The 13,419-nt window shown below is 35.7% G+C and carries 11 protein-coding genes; all 11 read left to right on the top strand.

Annotated elements, in window-relative coordinates; translation table 11 throughout:
* Positions 1-103 (top strand): phage tail protein (locus ASG22_RS19415; protein ID WP_185113826.1); only part of this gene is annotated, 103 nt, incomplete at its 5' end.
* A 2-nt stretch (positions 104-105) separates the two neighbouring features.
* Complete coding sequence (locus ASG22_RS19420; RefSeq protein WP_055988200.1) at positions 106-573, top strand: phage tail protein; 468 nt, start codon at positions 106-108, stop codon at positions 571-573.
* 198 nt (positions 574-771) lie between these two features.
* A complete protein-coding gene (locus ASG22_RS21175; RefSeq protein WP_185113827.1) occupies positions 772-933 on the top strand; it encodes a DUF5908 family protein in 162 nt (53 codons plus the stop codon).
* Positions 933-1,649 carry a hypothetical protein gene (locus ASG22_RS19425; protein WP_055988202.1) on the top strand — a complete coding sequence of 239 codons (717 nt, stop codon included), beginning with the start codon at positions 933-935 and terminating at the stop codon, positions 1,647-1,649. The genes ASG22_RS21175 and ASG22_RS19425 overlap by 1 nt, the downstream gene beginning before the upstream one ends.
* A gap of 1 nt (position 1,650) precedes the next feature.
* Positions 1,651-3,396 (top strand): type VI secretion system tip protein VgrG, encoded by a 1,746-nt coding sequence (vgrG, locus tag ASG22_RS19430; RefSeq protein ID WP_055988205.1) that lies wholly within the window; start codon positions 1,651-1,653, stop codon positions 3,394-3,396.
* Positions 3,397-3,401: 5 nt separating this feature from the next.
* Positions 3,402-3,692: a PAAR domain-containing protein gene (locus tag ASG22_RS19435; protein WP_055988206.1), complete on the top strand. Its 291-nt coding sequence runs from the start codon at positions 3,402-3,404 to the stop codon at positions 3,690-3,692.
* A 124-nt stretch (positions 3,693-3,816) separates the two neighbouring features.
* Positions 3,817-4,227 carry a GPW/gp25 family protein gene (locus tag ASG22_RS19440; protein WP_055988406.1) on the top strand — a complete coding sequence of 137 codons (411 nt, stop codon included), beginning with the start codon at positions 3,817-3,819 and terminating at the stop codon, positions 4,225-4,227.
* 89 nt (positions 4,228-4,316) lie between these two features.
* Positions 4,317-7,367 (top strand): baseplate J/gp47 family protein, encoded by a 3,051-nt coding sequence (locus ASG22_RS19445; protein ID WP_055988208.1) that lies wholly within the window; start codon positions 4,317-4,319, stop codon positions 7,365-7,367.
* Positions 7,368-7,391: 24 nt separating this feature from the next.
* The gene (locus tag ASG22_RS19450; protein WP_055988210.1) at positions 7,392-10,178 is read left to right on the top strand and encodes a hypothetical protein; all 2,787 of its coding nucleotides are present in this window, start codon (positions 7,392-7,394) and stop codon (positions 10,176-10,178) included.
* Between the two features lie 13 nt (positions 10,179-10,191).
* Positions 10,192-13,074 (top strand): PKD domain-containing protein, encoded by a 2,883-nt coding sequence (locus ASG22_RS19455; RefSeq protein WP_055988212.1) that lies wholly within the window; start codon positions 10,192-10,194, stop codon positions 13,072-13,074.
* Between the two features lie 3 nt (positions 13,075-13,077).
* Positions 13,078-13,341 (top strand): hypothetical protein, encoded by a 264-nt coding sequence (locus ASG22_RS19460; RefSeq protein ID WP_055988214.1) that lies wholly within the window; start codon positions 13,078-13,080, stop codon positions 13,339-13,341.
* Positions 13,342-13,419 lie beyond the last annotated feature (78 nt).

Consider the following 13,419-nt stretch of genomic DNA (forward strand, 5'->3'; position numbering starts at 1 on the left):
CCCGTTAAAATTACAGTCAACAGATCTGAAAGCCGAAGGTAATGAGGTTGCCATTGAAACTTTAGAATTGGCACACGAAGGTTTAACTATTGAAAATAACTAATCATGGCTCTTTTATATCCTCCAACCAGTTTTTCTTTTATTGTTAACGGGATTTCAACAACAGAGGGTATTGACTCCAGATTTCAGTCTATATCTGGTTTATCAACAGACATTACAACCGAAGAATACGCCGAAGGTGGCGAAAACAGATTTGTTCATCAGCTTCCTTTAAGACCAAAATATCCTAATTTAGTGCTTAAGCGCGGATTAATTGTAAGTTCAGGATTGATAAGCTGGTGCAGAAATGCTATGGAAAACTTCGAATTTGAACCCAGAAATCTGATTGTTTCTCTCGCAGGAGGGCTGCAATCTACAGCACCCTTAATGGTTTGGAATGTAGTAGGAGCATACCCGGTGAGATGGGAAGTTTCAGAATTCAACGCAGAAGAAAGCAAATTGGCTATTGAAACCATAGAACTGAAATACAGATATTTCACTATACCCTCATCGTTAGCAAGCTTAGGCTTGTAATTTCTAATCGAATCTAAGCACCTGGAAGTGTGTTAGTCTAAAGATAACTTTTAGCAAAATATTTTTTCATAAAAAACAACGGATTAGTCTATCACAGGACTGAACACACTCTTTATGTGCTTAGATTTTTTAAAATAAACAGATTAAATCATTGATTTTTAATATTTTAAAATTAAAAATTGATTAAAAACAAACGAAATGCCAATAGAAATAAAAGAACTTCACATTAAAATAAATGTGGACGAGAAAACAGAAGCAGCAACAACTGAAACATCAGTAGATGTGGCAAAAATTATGCGGGCAGTGAGTGAAAGTGTAGAACAGGCAGTAAATATTCAACAACGTAAAAAAGAAAGATAATGGCAGGTACAGGAAAAGTTACGATACAAACTTATAAAGATAACGAGTTTGGTGACAAACAGAGTGTAGTTTTTACGGCCCTCATTAATCCAACAGGCTATTCTTTAACACATAAAGTTGAGTATAATACTGAAAACCCAGAAGGAGCAAACGCAACTGATTCAAAATTTATAAAAAAATCTCCTCAAACCTTACAATTAGAATTTTTATTTGATGGTACAGGAGTAACAGAAGCTAATCCAGGTAATAAGCTTTTAAATAAGATAAAAGGAAAAGACTCTTTTAGTAAAACTGCTGTAGAAAAACAATTAGAGGATTTTTATAGTGCAACAGGAGATTTTAATGGAACGATTCATAAGCCGTACACAGTTATTGTTACTTGGGGGAAATTTAAATTTGAAGGATCACTTACTGAACTAACAGTAGATTATAAATTATTCAATAGTGATGGAAGTCCTTTAAGAGCCATAGGTAAAGCAACTTTTTTAGAATCAATTAGCAAAGAACTTGCTGCAAGGATGGGTAATAAACAATCCCCAGATCTTACTCACAAAAGAACAGTACAAGATGGAGATACACTCCCTTTAATGACTGCAAGAATTTACGGAGATTCCAAATACTATTTAGAAGTAGCAAAAATCAATGGCCTTATCAATTTCAGGCAGTTAATTCCAGGACAAGAACTATTCTTTCCTCCTATAGAAAAAATATCATAACATGAACAATAGCGGATACATACAAACAGCAAGACCTTCCGATTTAATTACTTTTAAAGTAATGTCAGAAGGAACAGAATTGCCGGGTAAGTACGGTGTGAAAAGCATTGTCGTAGAAAAAGAGGTCAATAGAATTCCTTACGCCCGCATTGTGATTTTAGACGGAAGTGTACCGGAACAGGATTTCAAATTAAGCAATGAAGAATTATTAATTCCCGGAAAAGAAATTGAGATTACAGCCGGATATCATTCTAAAGAAGAAACCATCTTTAAAGGAGTTGTGGTAAAACACAATATTAAAGTCAGAAACGGATCTTCTTACCTCATCATCGAATGTAGAGATAAAGCTGTAAAAATGACTTTAGGAAGAAAAAGCAAATATTTCTACGAAAGTACAGACAGCGATATCATTGAAGAACTGATTGGCAATAGCGGTGCCACTGCAGATGTTGAGGCTACTTCCAATTCACATAAAGAACTGGTTCAGTACCAAGCTTCTGATTGGGATTTTATATTAACCAGAGCACAGGCAAACGGAAAACTTTGTTTTGTTGAAGACGGCACTGTTAAAGTCGCAAAACCCAATTTTAGCGGTGAAACGGTAGAAACGGTTGTGTACGGATCATCGGTACATGAATTTGACGGAGAAATTGATGCAAGAGATCAATTCAATAAAATTACTGCCAAAACATGGAGCTATACAGATCAGGAATTAACAGAAGTTGAAGCACAGGATCCTGCCATTAATCTTAATGGAAATCTTTCTTCCGGTGATTTGGCAGACGTTTTTGGAATTGAAGATTTACAATTGAAACACGGCGGAAATCTTACCCAGGGTGAGCTGCAGGAATGGGGTGATGCAAAAGCAACTTTTCAACAGTTAGCCAAAACAAGAGGAAGAGTAAAATTCCAGGGAATCCCATCTGTAAAACCGGGAGTTTCATTAACACTACAGGGAGTAGGAAACCGATTTAACGGAAAAATATACGTTACTGGTGTTCGTCATGAGATCGTTGACGGAAATTGGTTGGTTGATGCTCAGTTCGGGCTTTCTCCAACATGGTTTTCAGAAGCGTATGATATAAGTGAAATGCCGGGTTCAGGAATTATCCCTTCAATCAGCGGATTGCATATCGGTGTCGTATCACAATTAGAATCTGATCCGGATGGTGAAGACAGAATTTTAGTACAAATACCGATCATTAATAATGAAGAAGAGGGAATTTGGGCAAGAGTGGCGACCCTTGATGCAGGAGAAAACAGGGGATCTTTTTTCAGACCAGAAATTGGAGATGAAGTGATCATCGGATTCATTAATGACGATCCCAATGACGCAGTTGTGCTCGGAATGTTAAATAGCAGTGCAAAGCCGGCTCCTATTGTGGCTTCTGATGATAACCACGAAAAGGGATTTGTTACCCGAAGCGAAATGAAAATGATTTTTAATGACGACAAAATTTCTTACACACTTGAAACACCAAAAGGCAAAAAAGTAATTGTAGACGAAGATGCGGATATTATTACAATAAAAGATGAGCATTTTAATATTCTTACGCTTAATAAAGACGGTATTAGCATAGAAAGCGGCAAAGACATTAAGATGAAAGCAAAAGGCGACATCACTATGGAAGGAATCAATATCAATATAAAAGCAAGCGCCCAGTTCAAAGCGGAAGGCAGTTCGGGTTCTGAATTAAAATCAGGAGCAGTGATCGTAGTAAAAGGATCTCAGGTAAAAATTAATTAATCATCATGAAACCGGCAGCAAGAATTACAGATATGCATACCTGTCCTATGGTTACAGGAAACGTTCCGCATGTAGGCGGACCCATTATTCCTGCGGGAGAACCTACCGTACTTATCGGAGGAAAACCTGCAGCAAGAGTTGGAGATAAAGCAATGTGTACAGGTCCGCCAGATACTATTGCAGCAGGATCTTCAAGTGTTTTAATAGGCGGAAAACAAGCCGCAAGAATGGGAGATTCTACAGCTCACGGAGGGGTAATATCCGCAGGTGAACCTACTGTTTTAATAGGAGGATGATATTGAAAGATACTATCATCCGACTAAAATAAAAAACGTAAAACATCCATAACAAAACAGATAGAATAACTAAAACTCTATGTTACAGATGCAGGATGTTACAATCAAATATAACAAATACCATATGAAAATAAATACAGATTTTTTAGGAATAGGCTGGAGTTTTCCGCCTGAGTTTAATCAGAATGAAGGAAAGCTGGCAATGACCACAGATGTGGAAGACATCAATAATAGTCTTATGATTCTATTGTCAACACGTCCAGGTGAACGTGTAATGTTCCCGAATTACGGATGTGACCTGCAGGAAATGCTATTCAAGCCTCTGGACCTAACACTTATCACTCAAATGAAAGGTATCGTGGAGCGTGCTATTTTATATCATGAACCTAGAATAAATATTTTAAGTATTGATATTGACACTCAGGAAGAACTGGAAGGTGAAGTTTTGATACAAATTGACTACGAAGTAAGAAATACGAATACAAGAAGCAATATGGTTTTTCCTTTTTACAAGGGAGAAGCTACAGAAATATAATCAATTACAGGATGTCTGTAGCCATTTTTAAATACTACCAAACACTACATAAGTATTGCATCTGACCATAGAAAGATAAATATAAACAAATGAAAAAAACAGATACATTTTCACATTATCGTGAAGGAAAATCACAAATGCAGCGCTTTTTAGCAGAATTAGATCCGGGCAATCTTGAATTACACGATTTCGATTTGTTTGATTGGCTGTTATTCGCAAACAATTTTGCACAGCGTGTCAACTATTTCGATAAAGATGATAATACAGCACCGCAAGGAAACTGGGGAAATTTCTTCCTGGGTGATGATGCCAATGCCATTCCACGTAGAGAAAGCGTTGAGTACAAAAGTATGAAAAAACAGGTTACAGATCTTATTTCCCAGTTTGAACAGGATAGCAACCTGACGCCTCACCTGACCTTATTTGTTTGCTTTTTAAAATTATTGGATTTCTCAAAAAAAGCCTTCAATAATTTAACAAAAAGGCACTTGGATTTCTATTATAATGAAATTCTTCAAATTGAAAAAAATGATGCCAAGTCAGATAAAGTCTATGTGATTTTTGAATTAGCCAAAAAAGCAATTCAGGAAAAAATTCCAGGTGGTACATTGCTGGATGGCGACAAAGATGCCAATGGAAAAAAACGCGTTTACAAAACAGCTGAAGAACTTATTGCCAATCAGGCAAAAGTAGTTGAAATCAAAAGTTTTCTGAATGATGTCGAAAAAAGAGAGCTGAGAATGGCTCCGATAGCCAATTCCGCTGATGGTCTGGGTGATAAATTACCGGAAGAAAGCAATTACTGGTGGCCGTTCGGATATAATTCTGACGAAACAGCTTCAGATAAATCTATGTACAAAGAGCTGCCGAAAGCTAAACTCGGTTTTTCAGTAGCATCTTCATTATTTGATCTAAAAGAAGGTGAGAGAACCATTACTCTGAAAATCGATTTTATTAAAAATTCGAGTCAGAAATTACAGACTATTCGAACAGAAGATATTAAAAATAATATCAAAGTGTTTTGTAGCGGTGAGAAAGAGTGGTTATCAGACATTGTTTTAGAATGTAACAGAAACGATGAAAATCAGCTGGAACTTTCTTTTACATTGCCTAAAAATTTTCCTGCAGTTGTAAAATATAACAAGGACGTTTTGTTAGAAACATTTCAGACCGATTTCCCTGTTGTAAGATTCATGATAGAAGGAGAAGATTACTATGATATCTATGAAGCTCTTTCAGAAAAACGTGTACAAAACATAGAAATAGCGGTTGATGTAAAAGGGGTGAAATCTGTTCAGATAGAAAATGACAGCAGTACATTGAATGCTGAAAAACCTTATTATCCATTCACGGCACAGCCTATTAAAGGATCTAATTTTTATATTAAATGTCCTGAAATGTTTTCCAAAAAATGGCAGAATGCAGATATTACCATCAATTGGAAAAATACCCCGAATTCTATAACAGATTTATATAACGGATATGTCATTCAACCGAATCAAAATATCAGTTTAAAAGATTTTGAGGGATTAAAAACTTCATCAATTGTGCGTTCTGATGCCTATTTTACTGCAGATACCGCTTTATTGGAAAAAGAAGTATGGCGTGAAAAAGGGAATGATATTGAGTTGTTTAAAAAAGCAGAAAACGGTTATAAAACTCAATTTTCCATTTATAATACGACTGAAAATTCGGGAACAAGCGAGTCTATCAGATTAACGCTGAACCAGTCGGCACTACAGGATGTGTATCCTAAATTATATACTCTGGCATTATCCAGCAGCCCTGCGAGTGAAAAACTGATTCCGAACGAACCCTATATTCCTTTTGCGGAAGATATTGAATTGAATTACAGTGCAAAGGAAAATGCTTATTCATATTTAAGTAAAGATGGTGGCGGAGAAGCTTCAAAAAGTAACGGCGTACAATTGTATCATGAAGATGCATTCGGGCAATACGAAAAAGAAGTTGAAAACAGAAATATTGTTCCTGTACATGACAATGGAGGTGAACTGTACATTGGTTTGGAAGCAATGCCGCAAGCTACAGTTTCATTATTAATTCAAATGCTGGAAGGAAGTGAAAACCCTTTAGCAGATACTTTCAAGGAAAAAGAGTTTATAGAATGGGATATTCTTTCCAATAATACATGGATTGATCTCTCAAAATATATGCTGCAAAATGAGACCAGAAGATTTCTGGAATCGGGTATTGTAAAGTTTAAAATTCCTAAAGATATCAATACAGATCATACAAGATTTACCGACGGATTGGTCTGGATCAGAGCGAAATCCCAAAGAAGTTATGATGCGGTATGCAAAATCCAGGGAATATACACTCAGGCTGTTTTGGCAACATTCCAAAATCAGGATAATGATCTGTCTCATTTAAATAATGGTCTGGAAGCAAACACAATTTCTAAACTCATCACCAGAGTTCCGCAGATAAAGTCGGTGAGCCAGCCTTACAATTCGTTTGACGGAAAATACAAGGAAACCGATACAGAATTTTACAGACGTGTAAGTGAAAGATTAAGACACAAGCACAGAGCCATTACGCAATGGGATTATGAGCATTTGGTATTGCAGGAGTTTCCGGAAGTGTTTAAAGTAAAGTGTTTAAATCATACCTCCGAAAAATCATATATGGCACCGGGTCATGTAACATTGATGGTAGTGCCGAATATTAAAAATAAAAATGCTTTTGATGTCTATCAGCCGAGAGTGAGCCGAGCGAGTCTGAATAAAATTCAGAATTATGTAAATGAATTAAATACAATGCATGTAAAGGCGCAGGTAATTAATCCGAATTATAAAGAAGCAAAAGTACAGACAAAGGTGAAATTTTTTGAACAGTATGATGAAATATTTTACCTGAAACAATTAGATGAAGATATTAAAAAATACATATCGCCCTGGGCTTTTACAGATGCTAAAGATATTGATTTTAATGTGGAACTGAATGTTAATCATTTAATTAACTATCTGGAGCAGCTGTATTATGTAGATTACATTGATGAGATCAAAATATTGGTGAATAATGTTGTACAGAAAAAATCTTTAATAGAAGTAGATCCAAAATCAATCTTGGTTTCTGCTAAACAACACAGTGTAGATAGTACAAATCAAGTATGTATTTAATTATAAATAGAATAGAACATAACCATGTCAGAAAATAAGCACATTAGTATACCAAAAAATATAGAAACCGGAGATCAGACCGATTTTCACTTTCTACGCAAAACGGGTATTGAATACATCGAAAAATTAGGAGGAAAACTTTGGACAGATTATAACTCTCATGATCCGGGTATTACCACGCTGGAAGTTCTGAGCTATGCCATAACCGATCTTGGCATGAGAATGAACATGAACATAGAGGATATCCTGACCTCCGAAGATACAAAGAAAGATATTCATACCCAGTTTTTAAAAGCTACAGAAATTCTTCCGTCAAGACCTTTAAACGAGCTTGATTACAGAAAACTATTTATAGATATCAACTTTACATCCGGTCATAAAAGACCGATCCGTAACTGTTGGCTGGTTCCTAATAATGAAGCATTATATGTTGATTGTAAAACAGGGCAATTAGACTTTAAACCAATCGGAGATAAAACGCAAAGCTTTAATATAAAGGGATTATATGACCTGTATGTTGATTACGCCGAAGATATTGATGATGAAAATAGCGGATGCGGAAAATCGAGCGTCAATCTTCAGATATTAGACCGCTACCATAGCAATAGAAGTCTTTGCGAAGATTTGGCTGAAATTAAAGAAGTTGAAATTCAGAAAGTGGCAGTATGCGCCCGTATTGGTCTTGTAAACAAAGCCGATGAGGAGCTGGTGCATGCTAAAGTATTAAAAGCAATTAATAATTATCTGTCTCCCGAGGTTCATTTTTACTCATTAAAACAAATGCTTGAAAAAGGTCTGGCGACAGATCAGATTTTTGAAGGTCCGCTTTTAGACAATGGTTTTATTGATACTGAAGAACTTAAAAACAGCCAGCTGAGAAGAGAAGTACGTCTTTCTGATATCATCAGTGAAGTCATGAAAGTTGATGGTGTTAAAGAAATTCATGAAATTTCTATTGCGGGTTGTGATCATGTGATCAAGCAGACCAACGATTGGCTGATTTGTATTGAAAAAGGCAGAAAACCAAAACTTTGCGAGCTTAGTTCGTTCAGCTACAGTAAAGGTTCTCTTCCGTTGAATATAAACGACAAAAAAGTTCAGGAATACGTACAGACGCTTAAAAGAGAAGAAGAAGTACTGAGAGATGATGCCAGACAAAATAAAGAATTGGCATTACCACAAGGAACATCTTATGATATAGCCAACTATGCCACTATTTTAAATGAGTTTCCGGATACTTACGGAGTGGGAATCTCAGGAATTATAGGAAATCTGAGCCCAGAGAGAGAAGCTCTGGCAAAACAAATGAAAGGATATTTATTGTTTTTTGACCAGATTCTTGCCGGATACTTTAAGCATCTTGAAAAAGTAAAAGAAGTATTAAGTGTAAATGGTGATTTAAAAAGAACTTACTTCACACAAGCCCTGAAAAATATTAAAGGTTTTAATGAATTGGTTTCAAATTATCCTGCGGAAAGTGACGAGCTTACAGATTCTCTGTATGAAGAATTAGACAACAGTGTAGAACGCCGAAATGAAGTATTGGATCATTTAATTTCTCGTTTTGCAGAAACGTTTAGCGACTACACGTTCTTAATGAAATCATTATACGGAAAATCTGCCGACGAAATTGTCCTGAATAACAAACAGAATTTCTTAAACGAATATACATCTTTAAGTAAAGATCGCGGATTGGGTTATAATTACACCTTGTTTGCAGATTCAGATATCTGGAATACAAAAAATATTTCCGGTGCACAAAAAAGAATTGCCCGTTTGTTGGGGATTAAAGACTATAAACAGAGAAATTTATCCCAATCGCCCGTCTTAATTATTAAAACATTAAATGGCAATAAAGCAAATTACACCTGGAGAGTAAAAGATCCCGGAAACAATATTATTCTATCATCGATTAACACCTATCAGATAGAGTATGCTGCTACCAAAAACCTGAATGAAGCGATTTATCAGATTATCCAGATCGATCAGGAAGACCTTGAAAATACACTTGACAAATTAGGATCATGTGAAGATAATACGTGTTTGGTCGGGAACATGAGAATCCGTTTTTCAGGCGGAGGTAATTATTATTTTGACGTCGTAGATGATTCACAAGAGAAAAATGTAATTGCTACTCACAAAAGAAACAATCCTTACCCGAATCTGGAAGCACTGAAAGTGGGAATTATGGAGACGGTAAGGTATTTCAAAGAAGATTTTACAGAAGAGGGTATTTTTCTCGTTGAGCATTTATTATTAAAGCCGACAATTAAAGATTACAAACTTATGGGAGGTATCGGCTGCATGGAGATAGACCGTACTTTCAAAGTCATGTATGACATTGAAGATTTGGCTGAAACAGATCCGGTAGAATATTCGGAAACCTTTATGTCTTCCTGTGAAGAAGATTGTGAAGAAGATGTTTTTGATCCTTATTCTTACCGTGTGAGCGTGGTTCTTCCGGGGTATGCTTACCGTTTTCAGGATCCCGATTTCAGACGCTATGCCGAAACTGTTATCAGACAGGAAATTCCTGCCCATGTTTTAGCAAAAATCTGCTGGGTGGGAGACCGATTGACCGAAACTCAGACCGCTAAAAGTGATCTGTCTGAATTTGAAGTTGCTTTTAAACAATACCTGTCAGATAAATCGAAAAATAATACCGCAAATTTAGGAAACAGCATCCAGGATTTACTGACTGCTCTTACCAATTTGAATAATATTTACCGACCGGGAAGACTTCTGGACTGTGCAAAAGATGATAATGACAGCTTAGACGGAAAAATCATATTAGGACAATCAAACATATAAAAATTGACAAACAATGAATACTAAATTAGATAATGTAACCACCCAATATAGAAAGTTCAACGAAAACCAAGCACTAACTGATGGGCAATTAAACGAATTTATTGATTATTTTGAAGATCAGGACAGACTCTCAAGAACCAGGTTAAGTGGAGTGGGGTTGGTATGTGGTTTTAAAACGGAATCCATAGATGCAGACACAGCCATTGTTATTACACAGGGTGCCGGTGTTACCACAGACGGAGATTTAATAACACTCCGTCAAAAATTAGAAAAAATATCAGATGTTACGATCAGCTTTGATGCTAAAAGTTACAAGTATTATAAAGATTACATTGATGAAGTTGAGTACAAACATTTCCGTATGGACGGAAAACAAATACCTCTTCTAGAATTAATTACCCAGGATGAATACGATAAGTTACAAAATGGCGGAGGTTTTAGAAGTGTAAAAGAAATAGGAAGTACCATCTACGATAAGGTTGTCATTCTTTATTTAGAAAGTTATTCTAATGATGAAACACCATGTAAAGATGCAGATTGTGATAATACCGGTGCTGAGCAGGTGTCTAATCTTAAAGTACTTTTAGCAGATTCAGAAATTGTTTCAAATCTTATCACTAAAGGTGAAGCAAAAGACACTATATATAAAATTCATAATGATTATCAGGTTCTTTTTGATCAGATGCCTAAAATAGAAGCTAAAAGAGTTATTCTGGATGCAAGTGTCGTAAAAGCTTCGGATTTAAAAACAAGATTTCTTAATGCAAGTAATACCATTGCAGACTTGAGTAAAGGTTTTGGGGCAATTGCCGGTACATTTAATGTGGGTGTTAACTTCGGTGGGCTAGATCTTACGGGTAAACTGACTTCTTTATTGTATCCCACAGCTTCAAGGCTGGAAGATTATCAGTATCGATATGATCTCCTGAAAGATTTAATTGATACATACAATGAAATAAAAGGACTCGTTTTGCATCTTAATGCTGAATGTTGCCCAGCTATAAACTCATTTCCGAAACACCTGATGCTGGGCCGTGTAGGAGCAGCACTTGAATTAGGTGAACATACTCTTTACCGTCACAGTTTTTATCATTCGCCTGTTACTACTAATAATGATGAGAATTACGAAAGAGTGGTAATGCTTGCTAATCGTTTTGTGCAGAAAATAAATGGATTTCAATCGTATATCGGACCTATTAAAATCACTCCTTCCAATTTGTATGTAAGATTAGGTGATAAGGCTATTCCATATTATTATAATGTAGATAAGCTATTATTGAATAAATGGAACTATGAAAAAACAAAAACAGACAGGGAAACTTACAATTTAAGTTATCATACAAACAATTTAGCAGGAGATGACTTTGTTCAGAATCCGTTAAATTATAATATTGATAATAATGACTTTTACAGAATTGAAGGTCATTTAGGATTGCCTTATAAAACAGCATTACAAAACATCAATGATCTGAAAGCAAAATATGGATTGGCTTTTGACGTAATTGCACTGGTTTTACAAAAAGGTGAAAAACCTACGGTACCGGTTAAAGAAGCAGTGTCAATTGATGATCTTAGAAAACAGCTGGTATCTATTTCCAGTGATATCAGCAACCAAAACACCAATTCACAAAGTACGTTATTCAATATCTCCAAATTAGACGAAAAATTAAGATTACTAAACAAAGCTGAATTTTCTAAAGATGGGGATGCCGTTACTGTCGTAAAACAGGATCCTAAAAAAGACGACGTTGTAAGCGAGCTTTTAAGTGAATTTCTGGAACGAAAATCAGGCTTGGAGCATGTAGCTGGTGTAGAACCGGGCGGAACTTTTGTTTTAATTTATGCATCAGAAACAAATAATCAGGTTTTGGCAGATTTCTCATTACCTTACTTATGTTGCTCTAAGAAAGAACCTGTATTTCTGGTATTACCGGAAGACAAAGTATGTCAAAACGATGCTCCGTTTGCTCTTACAATTGTTCCGCTGGATGGTCAGGTAAAAGCATTTGTAAATGGTACTCTAATATCTGCAGTTACACAATCCGGAGGTCAGAGCTTCTTTAATCCTAGTTTAGTGGGTGCGGCTTATTTTGGACAGACGATTACTTTTACGGTTAATGATGATGCTGTGGAAGCACAGATGGTTGTATATGAAGAGCCAAATATCACAGTAACGGCAGGTACTCCAGTAAATGGAGAAAGCCCGACAAATCCAACGGCTACCGTGGTCTTTACTGTTTCAGGAAATAATCTCTCTGGGCTTGAGTACTCTTGGAATTTTGGAGACGGGAAATCAGAACAAATTAAGAATCCAACAGCAACTAATGGTTTAGTAAAACAAACTCATGTATATAATCTTACTGCCGGGAAAGAAGATACCTTTAATCCAGTACTAACTGTTAGCAACGCTAATGGTTGTAGTAAACAATTTATACTGACACCATTAAAATTAACAGGACAATCAACTGTTCAATGTCTATCTAGTATGGAAATCATAGTTCAGTACAATCAAAGTTTAGGTCCGTGTCCTGGTGGACACACTTGTAACAGTGCTAAATTTAATTTAATGGCGAACGGTATCGTTAATTTAGGCTTAGTCAATTTAAATAATGCAGGAGCAGTTCTGCAACCTGGGCAAAACCGACCTAATAATGAAACTTCCGGACCAAATAGAATTAATTCATTTTTGATATCACCTGCTCAGGCGCAAAGTATTGCAGACACAGATCCGAATGGAGATGGATTTATATCATTCTCTCTTGTTTGTGCTGAAGCTACTTGTCATACCGGTGTTGCCTGGACAACTATAAAATTAGGAGGAAATATTATTTATAACGGATGTCCAACGAATAACTTTTTAACGATTAATCCTTGTACAGGAAAAATAAAATCTTAAGACATGAAATTAATTGATCAATACGAGAAAGAAGGAAATAGTATACAGGTAGATAGTTTATTAACAACAAAGGATGCTGTTATTGACATAAAACAAATTTTTATCCTTGGAAATAATGTATATGTAAGTTTTGATATGGAACATGAAAGGATTTTAATTACCGAAACAGCAGATGTTTTTATTCAAAAAAATAAAGAGTTTTTAAAGACTTTAACAAAAAAAGCATACAGCAAGATTAACTCTTGTAAATGCGATAGTTGTCAATGATTGAATTCTCAAAAAGAGAATATAAAAACCTTCTTAGTTAGAATTCTAACTGAGAAGGTCTTAAAACTATCTTAATAC

The sequence above is a fragment of the Chryseobacterium sp. Leaf405 genome, assembly GCF_001425355.1.
GTDB lineage: Bacteria > Bacteroidota > Bacteroidia > Flavobacteriales > Weeksellaceae > Chryseobacterium.